18 protein-coding genes are annotated in these 25,114 nt (G+C 68.6%); 3 read left to right on the top strand and 15 right to left on the bottom strand.

Annotated elements, in window-relative coordinates:
- Positions 1 to 63: 63 nt before the first annotated feature.
- Positions 64 to 1,020 (top strand): tyrosine recombinase XerC, encoded by a 957-nt coding sequence (locus tag BR39_RS0110660; protein WP_029911113.1) that lies wholly within the window; start codon positions 64 to 66, stop codon positions 1,018 to 1,020.
- Between the two features lie 153 nt (positions 1,021 to 1,173).
- Here BR39_RS0110660 and BR39_RS0110655 read toward each other — a convergent pair whose 3' ends face one another.
- A complete protein-coding gene (locus BR39_RS0110655; RefSeq protein WP_029911109.1) occupies positions 1,174 to 3,210 on the bottom strand; it encodes a sulfatase-like hydrolase/transferase in 2,037 nt (678 codons plus the stop codon).
- Positions 3,211 to 3,469: 259 nt separating this feature from the next.
- Here BR39_RS0110655 and BR39_RS0110650 point away from each other — a divergent pair, with 259 nt between their 5' ends.
- Positions 3,470 to 5,455, top strand: coding sequence for a methyl-accepting chemotaxis protein (locus tag BR39_RS0110650; protein ID WP_029911107.1), 1,986 nt, complete (start codon positions 3,470 to 3,472; stop codon positions 5,453 to 5,455).
- Positions 5,456 to 5,576: 121 nt separating this feature from the next.
- Here the strand turns inward: BR39_RS0110650 and BR39_RS0110645 are convergent, their stop codons facing one another.
- From BR39_RS0110645 to BR39_RS0110575, 14 genes are all read right to left on the bottom strand, one after another.
- Complete coding sequence (locus BR39_RS0110645; RefSeq protein WP_029911103.1) at positions 5,577 to 5,894, bottom strand: hypothetical protein; 318 nt, start codon at positions 5,892 to 5,894, stop codon at positions 5,577 to 5,579.
- A 75-nt stretch (positions 5,895 to 5,969) separates the two neighbouring features.
- Entirely contained in the window at positions 5,970 to 7,370 is a 1,401-nt protein-coding gene (gene lpdA, locus BR39_RS0110640) for a dihydrolipoyl dehydrogenase (RefSeq protein WP_029911100.1), read from the bottom strand.
- Positions 7,371 to 7,547: 177 nt separating this feature from the next.
- Entirely contained in the window at positions 7,548 to 7,904 is a 357-nt protein-coding gene (locus BR39_RS0110635) for a DUF3088 family protein (RefSeq protein WP_029911097.1), read from the bottom strand.
- Entirely contained in the window at positions 7,901 to 8,311 is a 411-nt protein-coding gene (locus tag BR39_RS0110630; protein WP_051695425.1) for a PIN domain-containing protein, read from the bottom strand. The genes BR39_RS0110635 and BR39_RS0110630 overlap by 4 nt, the downstream gene beginning before the upstream one ends.
- Complete coding sequence (locus BR39_RS0110625) at positions 8,308 to 8,577, bottom strand: antitoxin (protein WP_029911091.1); 270 nt, start codon at positions 8,575 to 8,577, stop codon at positions 8,308 to 8,310. The genes BR39_RS0110630 and BR39_RS0110625 overlap by 4 nt, the downstream gene beginning before the upstream one ends.
- Before the next feature lie 122 nt (positions 8,578 to 8,699).
- Positions 8,700 to 9,935, bottom strand: coding sequence for a 2-oxoglutarate dehydrogenase complex dihydrolipoyllysine-residue succinyltransferase (odhB, locus tag BR39_RS0110615; protein ID WP_029911088.1), 1,236 nt, complete (start codon positions 9,933 to 9,935; stop codon positions 8,700 to 8,702).
- 61 nt (positions 9,936 to 9,996) lie between these two features.
- Positions 9,997 to 12,960, bottom strand: a complete 2,964-nt coding sequence (locus BR39_RS0110610) for a 2-oxoglutarate dehydrogenase E1 component (RefSeq protein ID WP_029911087.1) — start codon at positions 12,958 to 12,960, stop codon at positions 9,997 to 9,999.
- Between the two features lie 173 nt (positions 12,961 to 13,133).
- The gene (gene sucD / locus BR39_RS0110605) at positions 13,134 to 14,018 is read right to left on the bottom strand and encodes a succinate--CoA ligase subunit alpha (protein WP_029911084.1); all 885 of its coding nucleotides are present in this window, start codon (positions 14,016 to 14,018) and stop codon (positions 13,134 to 13,136) included.
- A 2-nt stretch (positions 14,019 to 14,020) separates the two neighbouring features.
- Positions 14,021 to 15,220, bottom strand: a complete 1,200-nt coding sequence (gene sucC / locus BR39_RS0110600) for an ADP-forming succinate--CoA ligase subunit beta (protein ID WP_029911082.1) — start codon at positions 15,218 to 15,220, stop codon at positions 14,021 to 14,023.
- 262 nt (positions 15,221 to 15,482) lie between these two features.
- Positions 15,483 to 18,794 (bottom strand): glycosyltransferase, encoded by a 3,312-nt coding sequence (locus tag BR39_RS0110595; RefSeq protein WP_231499436.1) that lies wholly within the window; start codon positions 18,792 to 18,794, stop codon positions 15,483 to 15,485.
- A gap of 146 nt (positions 18,795 to 18,940) precedes the next feature.
- Entirely contained in the window at positions 18,941 to 20,260 is a 1,320-nt protein-coding gene (locus BR39_RS0110590) for an MFS transporter (protein WP_029911078.1), read from the bottom strand.
- A 92-nt stretch (positions 20,261 to 20,352) separates the two neighbouring features.
- The gene (locus BR39_RS0110585; RefSeq protein WP_029911076.1) at positions 20,353 to 22,596 is read right to left on the bottom strand and encodes a TonB-dependent receptor; all 2,244 of its coding nucleotides are present in this window, start codon (positions 22,594 to 22,596) and stop codon (positions 20,353 to 20,355) included.
- A gap of 200 nt (positions 22,597 to 22,796) precedes the next feature.
- The gene (locus BR39_RS0110580) at positions 22,797 to 23,534 is read right to left on the bottom strand and encodes a TetR/AcrR family transcriptional regulator (protein WP_029911073.1); all 738 of its coding nucleotides are present in this window, start codon (positions 23,532 to 23,534) and stop codon (positions 22,797 to 22,799) included.
- 77 nt (positions 23,535 to 23,611) lie between these two features.
- Complete coding sequence (locus BR39_RS0110575) at positions 23,612 to 24,169, bottom strand: DUF2306 domain-containing protein (RefSeq protein ID WP_029911070.1); 558 nt, start codon at positions 24,167 to 24,169, stop codon at positions 23,612 to 23,614.
- An 88-nt stretch (positions 24,170 to 24,257) separates the two neighbouring features.
- On the opposite strand from BR39_RS0110575, the gene BR39_RS0110570 reads away from it, so the two are divergent.
- The gene (locus tag BR39_RS0110570) at positions 24,258 to 25,049 is read left to right on the top strand and encodes a LytTR family DNA-binding domain-containing protein (protein WP_081916670.1); all 792 of its coding nucleotides are present in this window, start codon (positions 24,258 to 24,260) and stop codon (positions 25,047 to 25,049) included.
- Positions 25,050 to 25,114 lie beyond the last annotated feature (65 nt).

Genomic DNA, 25,114 nt, shown 5'->3' with positions numbered 1-25,114 from the left:
CAACTCCGCTGAAGCAGGGGTCCTCGGAACAAGTCCGAGGATGACGGTCGGGGGGCGGCAAGGATGAGCGCCCACACCTCAACCGCCCGCACCGCCCTGACCGCCTGGCTGGACCATCTGGCCCACGAGAAGCGCGCCTCGCCGCGCACCGTGCGGGCCTATGGCGACAACGTCCTGGCCTATCTGAACTTCCTGGAACGCCATCGCGGCGAGGCCCTGTCGGTCGCCGACATGGGCACGATCGCCGCCGCCGAGCTGCGCGCCTACCTGGCCTTCCGCCGCGAACCCGGCGAGCGCGGCCCCTCTTCTCAAGACAGGGACGGGCTGTCGCCCCGCTCGCTGTCGCAGAGCCTGTCGTCGATCCGCGCCTTCCACCGCTTCCTCGATCATCGCCTCGACACGCCCAACGCCGCCGTCGGCCTGGTGCGCGGCCCGCGCATCAAGGTCGGCGCTCCGCGTCCGGTCTCCGAGGACCAGGTCCACGGCCTGATCGCCGAGCTCTCCCTCGACCCCGACCGCGAGGACTGGGAGGCCGCCCGCGACGAGGCGGTGCTGACCCTGCTGTGGGGCTGCGGCCTGCGGATCTCCGAGGGCCTGTCCCTGACCCGTCGCGACGCGCCCCTGGCCGACAGCCTGCGCATCACCGGCAAGGGCGGCAAGACCCGGATCGTGCCGGTGCTGGACGTCGTCCGCCAACGGGTCGACGCCTATCTGGCCGCCCTGCCCTTCGCCCTGGGGCCCGACGATCCGCTGTTCCGGGCCAAGCGCGGCGGGCCGCTGTCGCCGCGCCACGTCCAGGCGACCATGCAGAACCTCCGCGGCCGCCTGGGCCTGAGCGACCGCGCCACGCCCCACGCCCTGCGCCATTCGTTCGCCACCCACCTGCTGGGCGCCGGTGCCGACCTGCGCTCGATCCAGGACCTGCTGGGCCACGCCTCGCTGTCGACGACGCAGCGGTACACCCAGGTCGACGCGGCGGGGCTGCTGGCCGCGTACGGCAAGGCGCATCCGCGGGCCTAGCGGCAGAACCACAATCCATTTTCGTTGTCATCCCGGAAGCCTCGCAGAGGCTGTCCGGGACCCAGGGGACTGGGCTGGCGCGGTGCGGTTCACCTGGGTCCCGGACAAGCGCTGCGCGCTTTCCGGGATGACAACGGTTAAGGAGGCGGACCGCTACAGATCCCGCGCCTCCAGTTCCGCCAGCAGCGCCGCCAGCCGGTCCGCCTCGGTCTGCACCGCCGCCCGTACGAACGGCGACGGCAGGTCGGCGCGGGCGGTGGGCGGCGAGCGCCCGACCTCCACCAGGTTCACCACCTCGTTCGGATCGCGCGTCAGGTCGTACATCTCCCACTCCTGGGGCGCCTGGCCGGACGGGTCGAAATAGCGGTTCAGCTTGTAGGCCTTGGTCCGCACGCAGCGCACGTGGTTGGGCTGCCGCACCGGGCCCGGGGCCAGGTCCAGCGACGGGTTCTGGGCGTTCACGGCGGCGACCACGGCCTTGTAGACCTCGAACTCCTTGTCGCACTTGAGATTGGCCGGGTCGTCGTTCGAGGCCAGGGGCGCGGTGATCTCGTCGTCGGTGATGAACAGCACGCCCTGGCGCTCGCGCCCGTCCGGCTCGACCACCGTGTCGGTGTCGCCCTTCAGCAGGCCCGACAGGTCCACGCCCGGCAGGGGCGGCACGGGGCGTTGGCGGCCCAGGGCCTTGGCGATCGTCTCGCGCTGCTGCGCCGTGACCCCCGCCAGGCCCAGCACGGTGGGCAGGATGTCGATGTGGCTGGTCAGGGCGTCGATCTGGCGCGGGGTGCAGCCCAACGGCCCCTCCCCCGTCCCCGGCTCGTCCTCGACGATCCCGGTCGAGGGCGGGAACCGCACGATCACCGGCACGTGCAGGGCCTCCTGATAGGCCGTGTGCCACTTCTCGATCATCATGCCGTGCGCCGCGCCGTACTCGCCGTGGTCGGCCAAGAAGATGACGATGGTGTTCCCCGCCTGGCCGGTTTCCTCCAGCGTCTTCAGGACGGCGGCGATGTGGGTGTCGACCACCGTGTGCAGCCAGGCGTACAGCTGCAGGAACTGCACGGCGTAGCCGTCCGGATCGGCGCTCAGCTGGAACGGGATCGTGCCCTTCAGCGAGGCCTTCACGGCGTTCTCGAACGACCGCTCGTCCTGGCCCGGCAGGGTGGGCGCGTTGGGGAACGTGTCGTGCAGCTGCGACTGCACGCCGTTGATGATGTTGAACCCGGTCTTGGCGTTCAGGGCCAGGCCCACCTTGTAGGCGTAGTCGCGCTGGCAGCCGGGCTTGTCGGCCAGGGATTCGTTCTGGGTGGGCGAGGCCAGGGCGCAGTCCTGGGGGAAGTCCAGCGGGTTCAGAGCGATCTGGAGGGTGCCGGCGGTCGGCGGCGGGGTCTTCTGGCCCTCCAGCGGGATCGTCAGCGGGCCGAAGATCGACTGGGTCCCCGAATTGTCCGGGGTCGGAAGGGCCTGGGCGATCACCGCCGGATAGGTGGCGATGTCGTGCGGGTTGGTGAACGAGGCCACCGCGAACCAGGGCGGGATGTCCGCCGGGTCGGGACCGTTGGCGTAGGGGTCCTGGGCCTGCTCGACGGCCTGGACGCGGTTGTAGTTCAGGGCCAGGGCTTTGCGGCGGATGAAGGCGCAGGCCTGGTCGGTGAAGCCCGCGTCGCGATAGACGCCCAGATTGTTGATCGCCGCCCCGTGGGGCTCGGGATACGACTCCTCCCAGTCGTCGAAGCCGTAGCGGTCCAGCGAGTGCTCGGGCGGATTGCTGACGTGCCACTTGCCGAAATAGTGGGTCGAGTAGCCCGCCGCGCGCATCCAGGTCCCCAGGGTGGGGATGCCGTCGGCCGCCAGCCAGGGGAAGTTGTAGGAGTCGCCGCTCTTGAACAGGCCGTCGGTCTGGGTGACGCCCGTCTTGGTCCCATACTGGCCGGTGTAGATCGTCGCGCGGCTGGGCGTGCAGGCGCTGGCGGCGATGGTGTGGTTGCGCAGCAGGGCCGCGTTCTGGCGCAGGGCCAGCAGGCCGGGGAAGTACTTGGCGTACGGATTGTGGCGGTCGTCCTCGCGCTGGAAGCCGAGGATTCGCTTCAGCGGCTCGGCGAAGCCCGCCTCGGGCCCGTAGGAGAACCGCGGGAAGCGGTACTGGTCGCAGGTGATCAGCAGGATGTTGGGCCGGCTCGACTCGCTCATGTGCATCTCCCCAGGATCGTGCGGCGCGCGCGTTTTTCGGTGCGGCTCAGCTATACACGATTAGGTTGAAAGATCGATGTCGCGACGATCTATGGAGGCAGATTCAGGCCGGCCGATTTGCTCCGACCTGTGACATTCCGTCGCTCAACACCGGCCCAAGCCTGGCAGTTAACCGCGTTTTTACGGCGTTCGCGGCTCTTGGCCTCAAGACCGGCCCCCCGCCCTTTCTCGACGGGGACACCCGGACATGAGGTTTGCGATGAAGTTCGACGATCTGAAGATTTCCACCAAGGTGGCCCTGCCGGCCGTCATCCTGACCGTGGTCGCCCTGTCGATCACCGGCGTGGCCGCCTGGCAGGCCAAGGTGTCGGAAGCCGCCACCAAGGTGCTCGTCGAACAGCGCGCCCCGGCCGAGCTGGAGGCTTCGCGCTTCAATCGCCGCGTGGCGACGATCGGCTACGCCGCCTATCGCACCATCGCCAACGACGCCGCCTCGCCCGAGGCCAAGGCCGCCAGCGACGAGATCGACTCCGCCTACAAGGAAGCCAAGGTCTCGCTGGGCAAGATCAAGGCCGCCGACGCCGACGAGGCCAAGCGAGTCGCCGACTACCAGACCCGTCTGGACCGCGTCTATTCCAGCGCCCGCCAGGGCGCGGACCTGGGCCTGCAGAACGCCAACGACGCGGCCAAGATGGTCATGGGCGTGATCGACCCGGACATCGCCAGCCTGAGCAAGGACGTCTCGCACTACACCAACACCCACAGCGACGAGACCCGGGCCATGGTGGCCAAGGCCGACAAGGCCGCCCAGACCGGCACCCTGATGTCGATCGTCTTCGGCCTGGTCGCCTCGGCCGCCGCCCTGGTCTTCGCCCTGTGGATCGGCCGCTCGAAGATCTCGGCCCCGCTGTCGGGCCTGTCCAAGACCATGGAAGTCCTGGCCCAGGGTTCGGTGGACGTCGAGGTCGTCGGCGCCCAGCGCAAGGACGAGGTCGGCGGCATGGCCCGCTCGGTCCAGGTGTTCAAGGACAACGCCCTGGCCCTGCGCACCGCCGAGGCCGCCCAGCAGCGCGCCAGCGCCGAGACCGAGGCCGAGCGCCGCCGCAACCAGGAGGCCGCCGAGGCCGCCGCCCGCGAGCAGGCCTTCGTCATGGAGAACATCGCCACGGGCCTGACCCGCCTGGCCGACGGCGACCTGACCTATCGCGTCGACGCCCAGTTCCCGCCGGCCTACCAGCGCCTGCAGAACGACTTCAACGGCGCCATCGCCCAGATGGAAGAGGCGATGCGCACCATCGTCCACGCCGCCAACGGCATCGGCGCCGGCTCGGACGAGATCGCCTCGGCCGCCGACGACCTGTCGCGCCGCAGCGAGCAGCAGGCCGCCAGCCTGGAAGAGACCGCCGCCGCCCTGGACGAGATCACCGCCACGGTGAAGCGCTCGTCGGCCGGCGCCGTCGAAGCCTCGCGCGTCGTCACCTCGACCCGTTCGGACGCCGAACGCTCGGCCGTGGTGGTGCGCGGCGCCGTCGACGCCATGAACGAGATCGAGAAGTCGTCGCAGGAGATCAGCCAGATCATCGGCGTGATCGACGAGATCGCCTTCCAGACCAACCTGCTGGCCCTGAACGCGGGCGTCGAGGCGGCTCGCGCCGGCGACGCCGGCCGCGGCTTCGCCGTCGTCGCCCAGGAAGTGCGGGCCCTGGCCCAGCGCTCGGCCGACGCCGCCAAGGAGATCAAGACCCTGATCTCGACCTCCTCGCAGCAGGTCAGTCAGGGCGTGTCGATGGTCGGCCAGACGGGCGACGCCCTGCAGGCCATCGTCGGCAAGGTCAGCGAGATCGACGGCCTGGTCAGCGAGATCGCCGCCTCGGGCCAGGAGCAGGCCACCGGCCTCAACCAGGTCAACGCCGCCGTCAACCAGATGGACCAGACCGTCCAGCAGAACGCCGCCATGGTCGAGGAATCGACCGCCGCCAGCCACGCCCTGAAGGGCGAGGCCAACGGCCTGATGCAGATGATCGGCAGGTTCCAGGTGGGCGGCGCCAGCGCCGCCGTGGGTTCCACCACCCGTCGCGCCGCTCCGGCGCCGACCCAGGTGTCGCGTCCGGCCCCGCGCCCCGCTGTCGCCCCGGCCACGTCGGCCAGCCGTCCCGGCGCCAACCCGGTCAAGGCCGCCCAGGCCAAGCTGGCCGCCTTCGCGGGTTCGGCGCAGCCGAGCAGCGACGACTGGGAAGAATTCTAAGGTTCAGTAAGCGTACCGCCCTCGCGTGCGTAGGAGGGCGTTTTCCTCCCCTCGTAGCTTAGCGTACCAGCCCCGCCGGATTTGCCCCCGGCGGGGCTTTTTCGTGCCGATCGGGCCGGATCTAACGCCCGGCCGGCAGGTCCACGTTGAAGCGGACGGTCGAGGACGCCGGGCAGCCATCGACGCTGCGCAGGACGGTCAGGGTGTGATTGGCCGGCGGCAGGTCGCCAAGTTTCCGGACCATGGTCCGGGGCGGGGACGCCGGGTCGACCGCGAACTCGAGACCCTTGTTCCGGCAGGCCGCCCGCGCCTTGGCGGCGTCGAGGGCCTCCTGCATCGAGGCGTAATAGCTGGCCGGCAGGTCGGAGACGATCTTGTCGCCCGTCACGGGCGGCGCGACGTGGACGGCCGAAGCCAGCAGCAGGGCGGACAAAAGCATGGCGGGGCTCCTCTCGAAACCCCGCCACTCTACGTCCAGTCGAGCGCGAACGCTCGTTAAGTTTGCGACAGGGCGCTAGGCCTGCATCGTCCAGCCTTCGACGCCCATCGCCGCCTGGCGGAAAGCCTCGGCGCGGGTGGGGTGCGGGTGGCAGGTGCGGGCCACGTCTTCCGACGAGCCGCCGAACTCCATGGCCACGCAGATCTCGGCGATCATGTCGCCGACATTGGGACCCACGGCGTGGCAGCCCAGGATGCGGTCGGTCTTGGCGTCGGCCAGCACCTTCACGAAGCCGTCGGTCTCGTGGTTGATCTTGGCGCGGCTGTTGGCCAGGAACGGGAACTTGCCGACCTTGTAGGCGACGCCCGCGGCCTTGAGGTCCTCCTCGGTCTTGCCGACCGTGGCGACTTCCGGCGAGGTGTAGATGACGCCCGGGATGATGTCGTAGTTCACGTGGCCGGCCTTGCCCGCGATCAGCTCGATGCAGGCCACGGCCTCGTCCTCGGCCTTGTGGGCCAGCATCGGACCCGAGGTGACGTCGCCGATCACCCAGACGCCCGGGGCGGTGGTCTTGTAGTGGTCGTTGGCGATCATGCCGCGCTTGTCGGTCTCGATGCCGACCGTCTCCAGGCCCAGGCCCTGGGTGTAGGGACGGCGGCCGATGGCCACCAGCACGTAGTCGGCCTGCAGGGTCTCGGCCTCGCCGCCGGCCACGGGCTCGACGGTCAGCTTGACCTGCTTGTCGGTCGCGGCCGCGCCGGTGACCTTGGAGGCCAGCTTGAACTTGAAGCCCTGCTTGGTGAGGATCTTCTGGAAGGCGTTGGCCACTTCGGTGTCGGTGCCCGGCAGGATGCGGTCCAGGAACTCGACCACGGTCACCTCGGCGCCCAGGCGCTTCCAGACCGAGCCCAGCTCCAGGCCGATGACGCCGGCGCCGATCACGATCAGGCTCTTGGGGACTTCCGGCAGCGACAGGGCGCCGGTCGAGTCGACGATGCGCTTGTTGTCGATGGTCACGCCCGGCAGCGGGGTGGGCTCCGAGCCCGTGGCGATGACGATGTTCTTGGTCTCGAGCACGGTTTCCGAACCGTCCTCGGCCTTCACCACCACCTTGCCGGGCCCGTCGATACGGCCCCAGCCCTTGATGTACTCGACCTTGTTCTTCTTCATGATGAACTCGACGCCCTTGGTCAGGGCTTCGACGCTCTCGGCCTTCTGGGCCATCATCTGCGGCAGGTTCAGCTTGGGCTTCACCTCGATGCCCAGCTTGGCGAACTCGCTGCCGACGGCGGCTTCGTACAGCTCCGAGGCGTGCAGCAGGGCCTTGGACGGCATGCAGCCGACGTTCAGGCAGGTGCCGCCAAGCTTGCCGCGTCCTTCGACGATGGCGGTCTTCAGACCCAGCTGACCGGCGCGGGTCGCCGCGTTGTAGCCGCCGGGGCCGCCCCCGATGATGACGACGTCGTATTGAGCCATGGATCTTCGCCTTGAGACGCGCCGCGTTCGGCGCCGGACAGAAAATGGGGCCTGTCCCCCGGTTTCCCAAGGGTGACTGGGCGGGGTACTCCTAGCGCCTCTGCCTTAAGGATCAACCCAACAGGTGCGTTAAAAGCCTCGGTCAGCGGCGTCTTGTGCGTTTGCGCCGCCTCGACCTCAGGGATGCGGCGGCGAGACGCGGTATCGCGCCGCCAGGACGCGGGTGATGGGCCCCTCGTTGGTGGCGAACCACAGGCCGCCGGCCTCGTTCAGGTCGCCCTCGCGCAGGTCCGGATGCGCGAACGGCTCGGCCAGGATCAGCATCGGGAGGTTCTGGTTCGCCTCGCCCAGCAGGTCGGCCACCGGACGGCGCGGCCGCGGATACGGCAGGTAGGCCACGTCCAGCGCCTCGCGCACCGCCGGATAGTAGCCGAGGAAGCCCTCGACCGCCGCGCAGGCCATGCAGAACCAGGGCCGATCCTGGTCGATCCAGTCGGGGCGCAGGAGGAAGAGGCGGTCGCGGGCGGCGGTCATGGCTGGCTCCAGTCCTGGATATCCAGGCCCTCGACGCGGGAGAACGCACGGGCGTTGGAGGTGACCAGCGTCCAGCCGCGCGCCAGGGCCTGGCCGGCGATCAGCACGTCATAGGGCCCGACGGGACTTCCATGCGGTCTGAGCTTGGCCCTGACGGTGGCGGCGGCCGTCACATCGTCTTCGTTCAACGGCTCGATGACGACACCGTCCAGGACCTCGGCCACGTTCAAGGCCTCGCCGATCGGATCGCGGCTGAGCGCCACGCCGAACCGTAGTTCGTGATAGACGATCAGCGAGGTCAGCAGGGTTTCCCCCGCCAGGATCGCCCTGTCCCGGCGCTGGCGGATGATCGCCTTCCGTCCTCGAATGAGATCTACGAAGACGTTGGTGTCCAACGCCAGGCTCACCAGAACTCCCGTTCCTGTTCGGGCGGCTGTTCACGGTCCGGAAAGTCGGCGCCGCCTCGCGCGTCGATGCGGGCCCACATCGCGTCGAGATCGGCCTGTGTGCGAGGCGGCTTGGCGGCGACCGGTTCGAGGATCACCGCGTCGCCCTCGCGACGGACGGTCACCTCCGTCCCTTCGAACCGAAAGGCCTTGGGCAGGCGAACGGCCTGGCTGCCGCCGTGGGTGAAGAGCTTGGCGCGGGGGGGCTGGATATCGAGCTTGGTCATCGCGACCTCGATGTATCTACAAGTCATAGATACATGAAATCCACGCGCGTCTCAATGCTGGCCCGCGACAACGAAAAAGGGGCCGCTTTCGCGACCCCTTTCCGTTCGTTCCTGAAGAGCGACTAGAGCTCCAGCAGCAGGCGCTGCGGGTCTTCCAGGGCTTCCTTGACCTTCACCAGGAAGGTCACCGCGCCGGCGCCGTCGACCACGCGGTGGTCGTAGCTGAGCGCCAGGTACATCATCGGGCGGACCTCGATCTTGCCGCCGACCACCATGGCCCGCTCCTTGATCGCGTGCATGCCCAGGATGCCCGACTGCGGGGCGTTGAGGATCGGGGTCGACATCAGCGAGCCGTAGATGCCGCCGTTGGTGATGGTGAAGGTGCCGCCCTGCATGTCCTCGATGGCCAGGGCGCCGTCGCGGGCCTTCTTGCCCAGGGCGCCGATGGCCTTCTCGATCTCGGCCAGGCTCAGCACGTCGGCGTCGCGGACCACCGGGACGACCAGGCCCTTGTCGGTGCCGACGGCCACGCCGATGTCGTAGTGGTTCTTGTAGACGATGTCCTGGCCGTCGATCTCGGCGTTGACGTCCGGCACGGCCTTCAGGGCGGCGACGACCGCCTTGGTGAAGAAGGACATGAAGCCCAGCTTCACGCCGTGCTTCTTCTCGAACACGTCCTTGTAGGAATTGCGCAGGGCCATGACCGCCGTCATGTCGACCTCGTTGAAGGTCGTCAGCATGGCGGCCGTGTTCTGGGCTTCCTTCAGGCGGCGGGCGATCGTCTGACGCAGGCGCGTCATCTTCACGCGCTCTTCGCGCTCGTGGATCGGACGCGGCGCGGCGGGAGCGGCGGCCGGGGCCGGGGCGTTGGCGCGGGCTTCCAGGGCGGCCAGGGCGTCGCCCTTGGTCACGCGGCCGTCCTTGCCGGTGCCCGCGACCTTCGACAGGTCCAGGTTGTTCTCGGCGGCGATGCGGGCCGGGGCCGGGCTGACCGGCGCGGCGGCGGCCGGAGCCGGGGCGGGGGCCGGAGCGGGCGCGGGGGCCGGAGCGGCGGCGGGAGCCGGGGCCGGGGCCGGAGCGGCGGCCTTGGGGGCGGCGGCGGCCGGAGCAGCGGTCGCGGCGCCGCCTTCGGTCACCACGCCCAGCACCGTGCCCGGCACCACGGTCGCGCCTTCCTCGGCGGCGATCGAGGCCAGGACGCCGTCGGCCGGAGCCACGACTTCCAGGCTGACCTTGTCGGTTTCCAGTTCGACGAGCAGCTCGTCCTTCTTCACCGCCTCCCCGGCCTTCTTGGTCCAGCGCGCCACCGTCGCTTCGGTGACGGATTCGCCGAGGGCGGGGGTCATGATGTCGGCCATGTGGGGTTCCGATTGTCTCGTGTTCAGGTCGGGCGGGTTCAGATCAGGCAGGACGAAGCGATCAGGCGAACGCTTCGTTCAGGAAGGTCTCGAGCTCTTTCATGTGGCGGCTCATCAGACCCGCGGCCGTGGAGGCCGAGGCCGGACGGCCGACGTAGCGGGCGCGCTTGGCCTTCACGTTCAGCTTGTCGAGCGTCAGCTCGATCCACGGATCCACGAAGGTCCAGCCGCCCATGTTCTTGGGTTCTTCCTGGCACCAGACCAGGTCGGCGTTCTTGAAGCGGCCCAGCAACTGCATCAGCGACTTCATCGGCCACGGATAGAACTGCTCCAGGCGCACGATGTAGACGTCGTCGCGGCCCAGCTTGGCGCGCTGGTCGATCAGGTCGAAGTAGACCTTGCCCGAGCAGGCGATGACGCGCTTGATCTGATCGTCGCTCTTCAGGGTGACGCCGCCGACGTCGCAGCCGGCCTCGGCGCCGTCCACCATCACGCGGTGGAAGCCCGAACCCTCGGTGAAGTCCGACAGGTTCGAGACGGCGCGCTTGTGGCGCAGCAGGCTCTTGGGCGTCATGACGACCAGCGGCTTGCGGAACTCGCGGTGCATCTGGCGACGCAGGGCGTGGAAGTAGTTGGCCGGCGTCGTGCAGTTGACGATCTGCATGTTGTCTTCCGCGCACGACTGCAGGAAGCGCTCGAGGCGCGCCGAGCTGTGCTCGGGGCCCTGGCCTTCGTAGCCGTGCGGCAGCAGCATCACCAGGCCGCTCATCCGCAGCCACTTGCGCTCGCCCGAGCTGATGAACTGGTCGATCACCACCTGGGCGCCGTTCACGAAGTCGCCGAACTGGCCTTCCCACAAGGTCAGGGTGTTCGGGTCGGCCAGCGAGAAGCCGTATTCGAAGCCCAGCACCGCCTCTTCCGACAGGGCCGAGTCGATGACCTCGTAGTGGGCCTGGCCGGCGCGGATGTTGTTCAGCGGCGTGTAGTGCTCTTCGGTCTTCTGGTCGATGACGTCGGAGTGGCGCTGGGTGAAGGTGCCGCGGACCGAGTCCTGACCCGACAGGCGGACCGGGAAGCCCTCGTCCAGCAGGGTGGCGAAGGCCAGGTGCTCGGCGGTGCCCCAATCGATGCCTTCGCCCTTCTCGATCGCCTCGCGGCGGTTCTCGATGGCGCGCTTGACGGTCTTGTGGGCGTCGATGCGGTCCGGGACGGTCGTGATCTGGCGACCGATCTCCAGCAGGCGGGTCTTGGGGAAGGCGGTCTTGCCGCGACGGTCTTCGTCGCCCGGCAGGGCCAGGCCCTTCCACTTGCCGTCCAGCCAGTCGGCCTTGTTGGCCTTGTAGCCCTTGCCGGCCTCGAATTCCGTGTCGAGGAAGCTCTCGAATTCGCTGACCCAGGCGTCGGACTCGGCCTGGGTGATCACGCCCTCGCCGATCAGGCGGTTGGCATAAAGCTCGCGGGTCGGCGGGTGCCCCTTGATCTTGGCGTACATGATCGGCGACGTCATGGTCGGGTCGTCGCCTTCGTTGTGGCCGAAGCGACGGTAGCAGAACATGTCGATGACCACGTCCTTGCCGAACTTCTGCCGGTACTCGGTCGAGACCTTGGCGGCGAAGACGACGGCTTCGGGATCGTCGCCGTTCACGTGGAAGATCGGGGCCTCGACCATCAAGGCCACGTCCGACGGATACGGGGACGAGCGCGAATAGCGCGGGCTGGTGGTGAAGCCGATCTGGTTGTTGACGATGAAGTGGATGGTGCCGCCCGTGCGGTAGCCCTTCAGGCCCGACAGGGTGAAGCACTCGGCCACCACGCCCTGGCCCGCGAAGGCCGCGTCGCCGTGCAGCAGCAGCGGCAGCACGTGGCCGCGGCCGGCGTCTGGCTGCTCGCGCAGGGTGAAGGCCTGCTTGGCGCGGGCCTTGCCGATCACCACCGGGTTGACGATCTCCAGGTGCGACGGGTTGGCGGTCAGCGACAGGTGGACCTTGTTGTCGTCGAACTCACGGTCCGACGAGGCGCCCATGTGGTACTTCACGTCGCCCGAACCCTCGATGTCCGAGGGCACCGACGAACCGCCTTGGAATTCGTGGAAGATCACGTGGTAGGGCTTGCCCATCACGGCGGCCAGCACGTTCAGGCGGCCGCGGTGCGGCATGCCCAGGACGATGTCCTTCACGCCCAGCGCGCCGCCCCGCTTGATGATCTGCTCCATGGCCGGGACCATGGCCTCGCCGCCGTCCAGGCCGAAGCGCTTGGTGCCGGGGAAACGCTTGTGCAGGAAGCGCTCGAAGCCCTCGGCCTCGATCAGCTTCTTCAGGATGGCGACCTTGCCTTCCTTGGAGAACACGATCTCCTTGTCGCGGCCCTCGATGCGCTCCTGCAGCCAGGCCTTCTCGGTCGGGTCCGAGATGTGCATGTACTGCACGCCGACGGCGTCGCAGTAGGTGCGGCGCAGGATCGTCAGGATCTCGCGGATCGACGAGGTCTCCAGACCCAGCACGAAGTCCAGGAAGATCGGGCGGTCGTAGTCGGCTTCGGCGAAGCCGTAGGTCGCCGGGTCCAGCTCGGGGGCGGCGGGCTTGGGCTCCAGGCCCAGCGGGTCGAGGTTGGCGGCCAGGTGGCCGCGCATCCGGTAGGCCCGGATCATCATGATGGCGCGCAGGCTGTCCAGCGTGGCGGCGCGGACGGCTTCGGCGGACGAGCCGGGGGCCTTGGCCTCGATGGCCTTGGAGACCTTGGCCTCGACGGCCGGGGCGACGGTCGGCCACTGGCCGTCGATCGCCGACAGCCAGTCGGGACGCAGGGCCGGGGTCGGACGCGGGGTCCAGGCCGGATCCTTGGCGGCGGCCTTGACCTGGTCGGCCTGGTCCGAGAGCGTGGCGAAGAAGGCGGCCCAAGAGGGCTCGACCGATCCGGGGTTCTCCGCCCACCGGGCGTAGAGATCTTCCACGAATGCCGCGTTGGCTCCGTAGAGGAACGAGGTCTCGGTCAAGACCTGATTGATGATGCCTGCGTCGTCCGCCATCGTCTTTGCCTTACGATCCTTTTACGCCACTGCTTAGTGCCGTTGCGTAAATATAGTCTCTCAATCACCGGACGCCCGTATAACGAACGGGGCCCAGGTGATTTTTTCGGATCGTCGACTGGCGGTCGCAAAAAACCTGGGCCCCGCGCGGGGCGGGGTTTCGGTGTCGTCTGTTAGCCCTTGAGCACCTCGAGCAGGGTCTCGCCCAGCTTGGCCGGCGACGGCGAGACGCGGATGCCCGCCTCTTCCATCGCCGCGATCTTGTCCTCGGCGCCGCCCTTGCCGCCCGAGATGATCGCGCCGGCGTGGCCCATGTGACGGCCGGGAGGAGCCGTGCGGCCGGCGATGAAGCCGACCATGGGCTTCTTGCGGCCGCGCTTGGCTTCGTCCTTCAGGAACTGGGCCGCTTCTTCCTCGGCCGAGCCGCCGATCTCGCCGATCATGACGATCGACTTGGTGGCTTCGTCGGCCAGGAACAGCTCCAGCACGTCGATGAACTCGGTGCCCTTGACCGGGTCGCCGCCGATGCCGACGGCCGTGGTCTGGCCCAGGCCCGCATTGGTGGTCTGGAACACGGCTTCGTAGGTCAGGGTGCCCGAACGCGACACGACGCCGACCGAGCCTTCCGAGAAGATCGAGCCCGGCATGATGCCGATCTTGCACTGCTTGGGCGTCAGGACGCCGGGGCAGTTCGGGCCGATCAGGCGCGACTTGCTGCCTTGCAGGGCCTTCTTCACGCGCACCATGTCCAGCACCGGGATGCCTTCGGTGATGCAGACGATCAGCGGGATTTCCGCGTCGATGGCTTCCAGGATCGAGTCGGCCGCGAAGGGCGGCGGGACGTAGATCACCGAGGCGTCGGCGCCGGTGGCTTCCTTGGCTTCGCCGACGGTGTCGAACACCGGCAGGCCGATGTGCGTCTGGCCGCCTTTGCCGGGGGTGACGCCGCCGACCATCTTGGTGCCGTAGGCGATGGCCTGTTCGGAGTGGAACGTGCCCTGGGCGCCGGTGATGCCCTGGCAGATGACCTTGGTTTCAGAACCGATGAGGATCGACATGATTAGCGAGCACCCTTCACGGCCGCGACGATCTTCTCGGCGCCGTCAGACAGATCGTTGGCGGCGATGACGTTCAGGCCGCTTTCCGAGATGATTTTCTTGCCGAGTTCGACGTTGGTGCCTTCCAGGCGGACCACCAGCGGAACCTTCAGGCCGACTTCCTTCACGGCGGCGATGACGCCTTCCGCGATGATGTCGCAGCGCATGATGCCGCCGAAGATGTTGACCAGGATGCCCTTCACGGCCGGGTCGGCGGTGATGATCTTGAAGGCCGCGGTGACCTTCTCCTTCGAGGCGCCGCCGCCGACGTCCAGGAAGTTGGCCGGCTCGGCGCCGTACAGCTTGATGATGTCCATGGTGGCCATGGCCAGGCCGGCGCCGTTGACCATGCAGCCGATCTCGCCGTCCAGGGCGATGTAGGCCAGGTCGTACTTCGAGGCTTCGATTTCCTTGGGGTCTTCTTCGCTCTCGTCGCGCAGGGCGCGGATGTCCGGGTGGCGGAACAGCGAGTTGCCGTCGAACGACAGCTTGGCGTCCAGGACCCGCAGGTGGTCGTCGGCGGTGACGATCAGCGGGTTGATCTCCAGCATGGCCATGTCCTTGGCCAGGAACGCCGTGTAGAGCTGGGTCAGCAGGGTGGCGGCTTCCTTGGCGAGGCCGCCGGTCAGGCCCAGGGCCTTGGCCAGGGCGCGCTGGTGGGTCGGCCACACGCCCGTCGCCGGGTCGATCGAGAAGCTATGGATCTTTTCGGGGGTGGCGTGGGCCACGTCCTCGATGTCCATGCCGCCTTCGGTCGAGGCGACCACCGAGACCATCGAGGTCTCGCGGTCGACCAGCAGCGACAGGTAGAATTCCTTGGCGATCGCCGCGCCTTCTTCGATGTAGAGGCGGTTGACCTGCTTGCCCTTGGGGCCGGTCTGGTGGGTCACCAGCACGCGGCCGAGCATTTCCTCGGCGTTGGACTTGACGTCGGCGACCGACTTGACGACGCGGACGCCGCCCTTGGCGTCGGGGCCCAGGCCCTCGAACTTGCCCTTGCCACGGCCACCGGCGTGGATCTGGGACTTCACGACGAACACCGGACCGCCCAGCTTTTCAGCGGCGGCCGCGGCCTCCTCGACGGTGAAGGCGGGATAGCCGCGCGGAACGGGAGCGCCGAACTCTGCGAGGACGGCTTTGGCTTGGTGTTCGTGGATGTTCATGAGGGACCGGTCTCGACGACGGCTTCTGAAAATTGTGGCCGGGTTATAGGAGCGTGATTTCGCAGGCGCAACCGCGCTTGGACCGATTAATCAGCCTATCTGAAAAAGTGGGGTTCTGTCGCGCAAGCCCGGAACCGCTTGGACTTTTTCACCGAACATCGGCTTCCCAAGGGTCAAGCCGCCCTCATCCTGTCCACAAAAAAGGTACCGCTACCACTCGCAGGAGCGAATGACAGCCTTGTCATACCCCCTGGGTTGCCGGTCACTTGACCGTCGCGGTCGCCCGACGCTCGAGTTTTCCCCAGCCCACACGCCCGCCGCGCGCCGCCGTCAGCACCGACTTGACCACCACGTAGTACATCAGCTGGCGGTAGCCGAAGCGCTGGACGGGCAGGTACGGCAGGTCGGCCCAGGGCGCGCGCTTCTCCAGGGCCATGCCCAGGGCGCCGGCCGACAGGTCGACCAGGATGAACACCGCCCAGTAGAGCAGCCCCCGAATCGTGTCGTCGGGCGACCACTCCACGGGGTGGGCGATCGCGCCGTAGAGACCCGAGATCAGGCTCCAGACCACCGCCAGGTCGACCAGGGGCGCGGCCACGGCCAGCAGGATCTGGAACAGCCAGATCTGCGGCAGGGCCACGAAGCCCAGGGCGGGCGTCTTGGGATTGAACAGCGCCGCGCGGTGCTTCCAGACGCACTGCAGGGTGCCGAACGACCAGCGGAAGCGCTGCTTCAGCAGGCCGCTGACGGTGTCGGGGGCCTCGGTGAAGGCCTGGGCCGAGGGGTCGAAGGCCACCTTCCAGCCGGCGCGCTGGCAGGCGATGGTCAGGTCCTGGTCCTCGGCCAGGGTGTCGGCCGGATAGCCGCCCAGGTCGTCCAGCACGCTCTTGCGCCAGGCCCCGACCGCGCCGGGCACCACGGTCACCGCGCCGAGGGCGGCCAGGGCGCGGCGCTCCAGGTTCTGGGCGGTGACGTATTCCAGGGCCTGCCAGCGGGTGACGATGTTCAGGCGGTTGCCGACGATGGCGTTGCCGGCCACCGCCCCGATCCGGGGGTCCTGGAACCAGCGGACGAGGCGTCCAATGGTCTTCGGCGGGAAGAGCGTGTCGGCGTCCAGGGCCACGACATAGTCGCCCTTGGCCACGGCCAGGCCGCGGTTGACCGCCCGGGCCTTGCCGCCGTTCTCGAAGCTCAGCAGCGTCACGCGCGGATTGTCGCCGTGGGCGCGGCGCACCTCCTCGGCCGTGTTGTCCTTGGAGCCGTCGTCGAGGACCAGGACCTCGATATTCTTCCATTCGGACTCCAGGATCCGCGACACCGAGGCGGCGATCACCTTCTCCTCGTTGAAGCAGGGGATCAGCACGCTGACCAGCGGGCCGGTCGCGGGGTCCAGGTTCTCGGGGCTCTCGTGCGTCCAGCGGTGGACCAGGGCCAGGCAGGCCAGGAACACCAGCCGCGCCAGGCCCAGGGCGATGGCGGTCAGGAACAGGGTGGTCAGCAGCACCTTCAGTCCCCGGAACAGGCCGAAGCCCAGCCGGTCCAGCGCCAGGGCGATGGGGTCGCGGTCGCTCTTGGGCATGGCCTGCTCGGGCGTCATGCCCGCCAGCTCGCCGACCGTCACCAGGCGGTAGCCGCGCGCGCGGATCTGGTCGATCAGCTCGGGCAGGGCCTTGACGGTGTTGGCGCGGTTGCCGCCGGCGTCGTGCAGCAGCACCACCTGGCCGGGCCGGTCGCCGGGGTGGTCCAGGCGCTCCAGCGTGCGGTCGATGATCGTCTGGGGCGGCGGCTTCTGCCAGTCGTCGGTGTCGATCCGCAGGCCGACCGCCAGATAGCCCAGGGTCTGGGCCGATAGCAGGGGCGTGACCTCGTGCGGGGTCGACGGCTCGGCGTCGCCGAAGAACGGCGGGCGGAACAGGCGCATCGAGCGGCCGGTGATCACCTCGAACAGCCGCTGGGTGGCGTTCAGCTCGACGTCGGTCTGGGCGACGGGGATTTCGCCGATGTTGGGGTGGGTCCAGGTGTGGCTGCCCACGTCATGGCCCTCGGCGACCTCGCGCTTCACCAGGTCGGGCCGGTTCTGCATGTTCTCGCCGATCACGAAGAACGTGGCCGGGGCGTTCTTTTCCTTGAGGATGTCGAGGATCTTGGGCGTCCAGCGCGGGTCGGGGCCGTCGTCGAAGGTCAGGGCCACCAGGCCGGGCTTCTGGCCGTAGCGCTGGATCACGTACGAGCTGGGCAGGACGTCGTAGGTCTGGTCGGCGATCAGGCCGGTGTCGGGGTCGAACTCCAGCGACCGCTTGCCGGGGGTGGGCAGGTTGGTCACACGCAGGACCTCGCCGCCGCCGTCGAAGTCCACGCTCTGGCCGGCGGGGATGCTGGTCAGGGCCTGGGCCGAGGCCTGGCCGTAGGGCTTGCCCAGCACGCTCCAGACGCCCGGGTCCTCCATGCCCATCCGCCACAGACCGTAGCCGCGCGGCTTCCAGGCGTCGGTGACCTTGACCTCGTTGAACAGGGTGGCGGCGTCCAGGAACCAGACCACGTGGCCGTCGCCGTTGTCGTCGGTGTAGGTGTAGGTCGGGTTCAGGGCGTCGTCGTCCATGTCGATGGTCGCGTCGGCGTCCTGGGCGTTGCGGATGGCCTCGTGGAAGGTGGCCGGCGCGCCCGAGGCGGGGGTCCCGTCCTTCTTCAGCGTCCAGTCGTAGCCGTAGGCGCCCAGGGCCAGGATCGTGCGGCCCGGGTCCAGCTTGGCGAACCGCTTGGCCAGTTCGCTCTCGTACCAGTCCTGGCCGGCGTTCGGCCCGGGATCGCCGCCGGCGTAGTGCTGGTCGTAGGCCATCAGCACCAGGGTGTCGGACGAGTCCTGCAGCGCCTTCAGCGGCCAGCCCTGCTCGTCGAACGGCGCGGTGACCCAGACCTCGCGGCCCTGGGGCTTGAGCACCGCCCGGGCCTCGTCCAGCAGCTTGGGATAGTTGGCCAGCCCCTTGGGCGACAGGTTCTCCAGGTCGAAGACATAGCCGCCGTAGCCGCGCCGGACGGCCAGGTCGGCCAGGCCGGCGATCAGCTTGGCCCGCGCCTGGGGATTGGCCAGCAGGGCGTCGCCCAGCGGTCCGTTGAAGGCGGCGTTGGCCGAGTTGTGGACCAGGGGCAGCACGGCCGGATGGTTCGGGGCGGCGGCGATCCGGGCCACGCCCTGCGGGTCGTCGTCCACGGCGATGTCGCCGCCGGGGCCCTTCAGCGCCACCCACTGCGGCGAGACCACGTCCAGCTTGTCGATGTTGCGGCGCAGGGACTCGCGGGAGTCCTCGTCCCAGCTGACATAGAAGCCGACGCTGATCGGCCGCGACTGGGCCGAGCCCCCTTCTCCCCCTTGGGTGGCGGTGGCCGTGGGCCGGGGCACCTTGCGCCAGTCCAGGTTCGGCTTCAGCCGGTGGGCCGATTCCTTGTGCAGCGACGACAGGACGTGCGGGTCCTTGAGCGTCACCGAGGGCAGGCGCGGGGCGAAGGCCAGGGTGGCCAGGAAGGCGGCGACGATCGCCGCCAGGGCCGACAGCACGATCCCCAGGATCAGCCGCATCCTCCGGTCCCGCCGCCCGGTGGGGTCATGGAAGATATGCCGGTCGTCACTGCCCATGGTCGCGGTCCCGCGTTCGTCAGCGGGCTCTTGTAACCTGAACGTGTCGGAACGGTGGCGTTTTCGCCGCTGCGCCCAAACGTCTCAGCCTAGTCGACCCAGTCCTTGGCCAGCCGTCGCGAGGCCAGGAAGAACAGCAGGGCCGCGACCAGGTAGAACCCCATGCCGGTATAGATCGACCAGCGCAGGGATTCAGCCCCGAACGTGGGCTTAAGCAGATCCGAGACCAGGCCGAAATAGTAGGTGCCGACCGCGATCCCCAAAAGGTTGTTGATCAGCAGGAACAGGGCGGAGGCCGTGGTGCGCATCGGGGCCGGGGCCAGGTGCTGGACGGCGGCGGTGATGGGTCCCAGCCAGGCCAGGTTCAGCCCGGTCGGGATCAGGAAGATCGCGAAGGCCAGGGCCAGGGCCGCGCTCCCGCCCATCCCGCCGACCAGCGACCCGCTGTTCATGGCCAGCAGGAAGCAGGGCACAGAGATCAGGAAGGCCACGGCCGGGGTCAGCGGATAGCCGGCCTTGGACTTGGCCCCCAGTCGATCGGCCACGGCGCCGCCCAGCCAGATGCCCAGCAGGCCGCCGAAGAAGGCGATGCCGGAATAGTACCAGGCCGTCTCGCGCAGGGTCAGGCCCAGGCTGCGCATGAAGAACGACGGCAGCCACAGGGCCACGCCGTAGCCGCAGACCGACGACGAGGCCGCGCCGAACGAGAGGAGCCAGAAGCTGGGCTTCTTCGCCAGCACCCCGACCACCTCGCCCAGCGGCGCGGCGGGGGCCTGGACGGTGGTGGTGTCGCCGGCCGCCATGTCGGCCCCGCCCCGACGCGGATCGCGCACGACGAAGCGGAAGACCGGCGCCAGGGCGACGCCGATGATCCCGACCACGATGAAGGCGGTGCGCCAGCCGAAGTGCACGGCCAGCAGGCCGCCCACCAGGGCGCCGGCCGCCGTGCCCAGCGGGATGCCGAAGGCGTAGGCCGCCAGGGCCCGGGCCCGCTGCGACTTGGGGAAGTAGTCGGCGATCATCGAATAGGCCGGCGCCACCCCGCCCGCCTCGCCGATGCCCACGCCCATCCGCGCCAGGAACAGCTGGGAAAAGCCGCCGGCGAACCCGCAAAGGGCGGTGAACCCGCTCCACAGGGTCAGGGCGGCGGTCATGATCCACACCCGGCTGAAACGGTCGGCCAGCCAGGCGATCGGGATGGCCAGGGTGGTGTAGAGCAGGGCGAAGGCCAGGCCGCTCATCAGGCCGAACTGGCCGTCGGTCAGGCCGAACTCCTCCTTGATGGGCTTGGCCAGGATCCCGAGGATCTGCCGGTCCAGGAAGTTGAGCGTGTAGACCAGGATCAGCATGGCCAGCACGACGTAGCGATAGCGCGAGCCGCCGGTGGTCTGCTTCTGTGCGTCGCTCATCTGATCCCGCCGCGATTCGTGAGGTGGACAAAGAAACGGCGGCGGCCCGTTTCAGCAAGCCGCCGCCGGATAGTCGAGGTCGAGGGGGAGACCTAGAACTTGGCGGCCACCGTCACGCTGTAGGTGCGCGGCGGGCCGTAGAAGGCGCTGACCGAGTTGGCGAAGACGCCCGTCGCGCCGTTGGGGAAGTTGTAGCCGCCGACGCGGTAGCGTTCGTCCGACAGGTTCTTGCCCTGCAGGATCACCTTCAGCCCGCCGTCCGGCGAGGCCCAGGTGATGTTGGCGTCGTACAGCCAGTAGGCCTTCTGATCCAGGACGCTGGGCGCCTCGAACATGCTGAAGTCGCCGCGATACGAAGCCATCGGCGTCACCGTCACGCTGCCGCGGTCGCCCAGGTCGGTGGTCCAGTTCAGGCCGACGTTGCCCACCCATTCCGGCGTGTTCTGGAACACGCGGGAGTCGGCGAAGTCACGCTTGACCGGCGGGACCTGGGTCAGGTCCAGGGCCAGGTATTCGTCGTACTTCGCCTTGACGTAGCCCAGCGAGAAGTTGGCGCTGAGGGCGTGGGTCAGGACGGCAACGCCTTCCAGTTCCAGGCCGTACATGTGCGACCTGCCGACGTTCATCACCTGGCTGGCGATCGACGCGCCGACCGGGGTCTGCAGGGTGACCTGCTGGTCCTTGTACTTGGAGTAGAAGATCGCCGAGTTCAGGCTGAGGCGACGGTCGAAGAACGTGCCCTTCAGGCCGCCTTCGACGGTGTCGACCGTCTCGGGCTCGTAGCCGTTGACGGTGTCGGGGGTCAGGACGACGTCGCCGCGCATGTCGAAGCCGCCGGACTTGAATCCCTGGCTGTAGGAGACATAGCCTGTCCGCTCGTCGTCGAACTTGTAGCGCAGGCTGACGCGCGGGGTGAACTTCTCGAAGTCCTTGGAATTGGTGAAGTTCGAGCGCAGCAGGCCCGGCACGGCGACGCTGTTGCCGAACAGGGGGCTGCGGATGCCGGTGAAGTTCTGGCGGTAGACGTGACCGGTCTTGTCGTCCTTGGTGTAGCGGCCGCCCACCGACAGCGAGAGCTTCTCGGTCAGGTCGTAGCTGACGTCGGCGAACGCCGCCCAGCTCTCGGTGTCGACCCAGCCCGAGGTCGCGGTGGTGGTGTTGGCCTGCGAGACCACGGTGTCGAAGGCCCCGGCCGCCGTGGCGCTCATGTAGTAGACGCCGGCCACGCCCTGCATGCGGTCCGACGAATAGACCAGCTGGAATTCCTGGCTGAACTGATGGTCGTTGTAGTGCGCCGGCACGTCGAGATAGGCGCCGGGCAGTTCGTCGAAGTCGATGGTGCCGTTGGTCGAGCCGCTGCGATAGGCGCTGATCGACTTGAAGGTCAGGGCGTCGTTGAGGGTCCATTCGCCCAGCAGCGACACGCCCTTGGTGATGACCTGGTTGTAGTCGCCCGAACCGGCGTTGGTGTCATAGACGTCCGCCGGCGGGCTACCGCCGGGGATCAGCGCGCCGCCGAAGGCGATGGCGGGCGTTTCGCGGTGGCCGTGGCGGGGGTTGGAGTTGTCCTTCAGGTAGTCGCCCGACAGGCGGAAGAACAGCTGGTCGGTCGGCGTGAACTCCAGGGTCGCGCGGCTGGACAGGACGTCTTTGTCGTAGTGCTCGGCGCCGGTGTTGAGGTTCTTGCCATAGCCGTCGTGATCGTACTTGGCGAAGGCCAGCGACAGGCCCAGCTGGTCGCTCAGCTTGCCCTTCACCGAGGCGATCTCGTTGTGTTCGTTGTACGAGCCGATCGTGCCCTTGATGTTGAACTCCGGCTCGCCGGTGATCTTGCGGGTCACGTACTTGATGGCGCCGCCGATGGTGTTGCGGCCGTAGAGCGTGCCCTGCGGGCCGCGCAGCACTTCGATGCGGTCGACGTCGTAGACGTCCAGCACCGCGCCTTGCGGACGGGCGATGTAGACGTCGTCGACATAGAGGCCCACGCCCGGCTCGAAGCCCCACAGCGGGTCCTGCTGGCCGACGCCGCGGATGAAGGCGATCACGGTCGAGTTCGAGCCGCGGGCGATCTGCAGGGTCAGGTTGGGGGTGGTCTGCTGCAGGGTGGTGATGTCGCCGGCGCCGATGCGCTCCAGCTTCTCGGCGCCGTAGGCCGAGACGGCCACCGGCACGTCCTTGAGGGTCTCCTCGCGGCGGCGGGCGGTGACAATCAATTCCTCGACCATCGGCGCGGCGTTGGCGCCGGGCGCCGGCGCGGCCTCCTGGGCGATGGCGGTCACGGCCGTCGCCGACCAGGCGGCGCCCGCCATCAAGGCGAGCTTGAGCATCGTCTTCATTGGGTTTCCCCTCCCCTTATGCGTTCCGTCCCGTGCCGGACAGCCCCGTTCAACGGACGCATTTCCCGGCTTTCGCGAATTCATCGGCCCGCGAATTGGATAACACTGTCACCCAGACGGAAGCTTTGCGCCAGCCTTTTTTCACCAAGTGATGAAATGAAGGTCTGACGACTGGTCAGCCTACTGACAAGATTGGGGAATCAGCCCTGCGGAGCGCGGGCGATCACCGCCTCGAAGCCGGCGGCGCAATAGGCGAAGAGGCGCGCGCGCACCGCTCCCAGGTCGCTGGAATGGCACTCGCCGCCCGACAGGGAGTCGATGCGTCCGGTCTCGGACAAGGCCAGCATCATCGAGCCGGTCAGGAACTGGTAGCTCCAGTAGAGGTCGCGGTCCTGGGCGTCCGGACGGACCACCTTCAGGGTGTCGACCAGGCGGTGGACGACGGGGTCGAAGAACCGCGCCATGGTCTCGCCGCCCCAGGCCGGGGTGTTGTTCACCTGGGCCACCAGGGCGAAGTAGCTCTTCCACCCCTGGCCGCCGTCCTGGGAGATGCGCAGCAGGGGTTCGATGAAGGCCTCGATCACCCCTTCGACGGTCATGGTCCCGGGGTGGCTCTTCTCGTAGGCGTCCATCGACAGGACGCGGGCGCTGTTGAGGATCTCGGCCCGGCGCAGGAACACCGAGTCGAACAGCTCGCGCTTGGCGCCGAAGTAGTAGTGGATCAGGGCGGTGTCGACGCCGGCCTCGGCGGCGACCTGGCGGATGGTCACGCCGTGGAAGCCGTGGCGCGCGAACAGGCCCTCGGCGGCGTCGAGGATGGTCTCCTTCAGGTCCCGCCCCGTGGCCTTGGACGGACGTCCCCGCCCCGCCGGCTTGGCCCCCGTCGCTGACTTCGGGGCGGCCGGCTGGACGCGAGGGGCTCGAACTTGCGACGTCATCTTCCGTGGTCCGCGCGTTGCTTGACCGTTCGTAGGCCTCCCGGCGCGGCCCTGGCAAGCGCGACGCGTTCCCGGGGTCAGCCGAACACCACCTGCCACATCAACCGGCCGGGCATGAAGGCGAAGGCCCCGGCGATCAGCAGGCCGCCGACGAACAGGCCCGTCATCGTCCGGCCGTGCAGGCGGACATTGTGCTTGCGGGCGGCGAACACGCCCATCGGCAGCGCGATCAGGGTCCAGCCGGCGAACAGGTGCAGGAAGCTGAAGCTCCCGGCGTTGGCGCGGTGGATGAACAGCGACGAGATCGCCGCCGTCGCCATGGCGACCACCCAGATCCAGCCCAGGGTGCGGTGGACGGTCGTCCCCTTCAGGCCCAGCATCAGGACGATCCCGATCGCCAGGGCGGTGGAGACCGCCGCCACGTGGACCTTGATCTGGACCGACGCCGCCGCCAGCGGCCCCAGGTCCGGCGCGTGCAGGTGGCCCTTCAGGTGCAGGAAGCCCGCCAGCACGGGGGCGGGTCCGCGGCCCTGGGCGGCGCCCACGGCCAGGATCAGGGCCACGGTGACCGCCACCCCGATGAGCAGGGTGCGCAGAAAGCGGCGTGGACCGATTGACAGGCTGGCGTCGGACATCTTGTTTCTCCCCGAAGCGATCGCGCCGGAGCTGGGGCGATCGGGTCGGGTCCGGCTTAGGATCGACGGCGGCAGGGGTCATCCGAAGGTGCGTGAGAAAGCGTCGGCAGTTCGTGAACGGCGGGCGCCCGCCATTGGCGAAGCGCCAACGACCACCGTCCTGAAGAGCTATCTGCGGCCGCTGGTGGTGGCGGTGATCGCCGGCGCCTTCCTGGCCCTGATCGGCGCCCTGGGCACGGGCGACTCCCCGCTGGTCTCGCGCCTGGTCTACTGGATCGGCCTGTCGAGCCTGGGCGCGGTGCTGGGCACCACCGTGGCCCTGACGGTCGACCGGCTGTGGCCGGGGCTGGACTCCACCTGGTGGCGGGCCCTGGCGATCGTGACGGTGCTGACGCCGCTGTTCACGGTCCTGGTCTGGGTGGCCGGCGGCCGGACGCCGCTGACGCTCCAGGTCGCGGCGACCTATTTCGGGATCACCCTGGTGATGACCGCCGGCATGACCGCCCTGATGACCCTGGCCACGCGTCCGACGATCCAGACCCACGCCGCCCCGCCCGAGGCCCCGCCGCCGCGCTTCCTCGAGCGCCTGCCGCCGCGCCTGCGCGGAAGCGAGATCTACGCCGTCGAGGCCGAGGACCACTATCTGCGCCTGCACACCTCCAAGGGCCAGGACCTGATCCTACTGCGGCTGTGCGACGCCGTGGCCGAGCTGGAGGGGATCGAGGGCGCCCAGACCCACCGCTCCTGGTGGGTGGCCAAGGCGGCGGTGCGCGACGCCAGGCGCGGCGACGGCCGCGCCACCCTGACCCTGACCAGCGGCGTCGAGGCCCCGGTCAGCCGGGCGTATGCGCGGATGCTGCGCAAGGCGGGCTGGTACTAGGCCAAAAGAAAAAGGCTCCCCGGGGGACAAATCCAGGGAGCCTCTCCTATCCGATCGACGAGGGG

Source organism: Caulobacter sp. UNC358MFTsu5.1 (genome assembly GCF_000712075.1).
GTDB lineage: Bacteria > Pseudomonadota > Alphaproteobacteria > Caulobacterales > Caulobacteraceae > Caulobacter.
The sequence above is the reverse complement of the archived record's forward strand: the minus strand, read 5'-3'. Positions and strand labels throughout refer to the sequence as shown.

Excerpts from the sequence above, each read along its gene's own strand:
- BR39_RS0110660 (WP_029911113.1), top strand. The coding sequence starts at position 64 with ATGAGCGCCCACACCTCAACCGCCCGCACCGCCCTGACCGCCTGGCTG.
- BR39_RS0110655 (WP_029911109.1), bottom strand. The coding sequence starts at position 3,210 with ATGAGCGAGTCGAGCCGGCCCAACATCCTGCTGATCACCTGCGACCAG.
- BR39_RS0110650 (WP_029911107.1), top strand. The coding sequence starts at position 3,470 with ATGAAGTTCGACGATCTGAAGATTTCCACCAAGGTGGCCCTGCCGGCC.
- BR39_RS0110645 (WP_029911103.1), bottom strand. The coding sequence starts at position 5,894 with ATGCTTTTGTCCGCCCTGCTGCTGGCTTCGGCCGTCCACGTCGCGCCG.
- lpdA (WP_029911100.1), bottom strand. The coding sequence starts at position 7,370 with ATGGCTCAATACGACGTCGTCATCATCGGGGGCGGCCCCGGCGGCTAC.
- BR39_RS0110635 (WP_029911097.1), bottom strand. The coding sequence starts at position 7,904 with ATGACCGCCGCCCGCGACCGCCTCTTCCTCCTGCGCCCCGACTGGATC.
- BR39_RS0110625 (WP_029911091.1), bottom strand. The coding sequence starts at position 8,577 with ATGACCAAGCTCGATATCCAGCCCCCCCGCGCCAAGCTCTTCACCCAC.
- odhB (WP_029911088.1), bottom strand. The coding sequence starts at position 9,935 with ATGGCCGACATCATGACCCCCGCCCTCGGCGAATCCGTCACCGAAGCG.
- BR39_RS0110610 (WP_029911087.1), bottom strand. The coding sequence starts at position 12,960 with ATGGCGGACGACGCAGGCATCATCAATCAGGTCTTGACCGAGACCTCG.
- sucD (WP_029911084.1), bottom strand. The coding sequence starts at position 14,018 with ATGTCGATCCTCATCGGTTCTGAAACCAAGGTCATCTGCCAGGGCATC.
- sucC (WP_029911082.1), bottom strand. The coding sequence starts at position 15,220 with ATGAACATCCACGAACACCAAGCCAAAGCCGTCCTCGCAGAGTTCGGC.
- BR39_RS0110595 (WP_231499436.1), bottom strand. The coding sequence starts at position 18,794 with ATGCGGCTGATCCTGGGGATCGTGCTGTCGGCCCTGGCGGCGATCGTC.
- BR39_RS0110590 (WP_029911078.1), bottom strand. The coding sequence starts at position 20,260 with ATGAGCGACGCACAGAAGCAGACCACCGGCGGCTCGCGCTATCGCTAC.
- BR39_RS0110585 (WP_029911076.1), bottom strand. The coding sequence starts at position 22,596 with ATGAAGACGATGCTCAAGCTCGCCTTGATGGCGGGCGCCGCCTGGTCG.
- BR39_RS0110580 (WP_029911073.1), bottom strand. The coding sequence starts at position 23,534 with ATGACGTCGCAAGTTCGAGCCCCTCGCGTCCAGCCGGCCGCCCCGAAG.
- BR39_RS0110575 (WP_029911070.1), bottom strand. The coding sequence starts at position 24,169 with ATGTCCGACGCCAGCCTGTCAATCGGTCCACGCCGCTTTCTGCGCACC.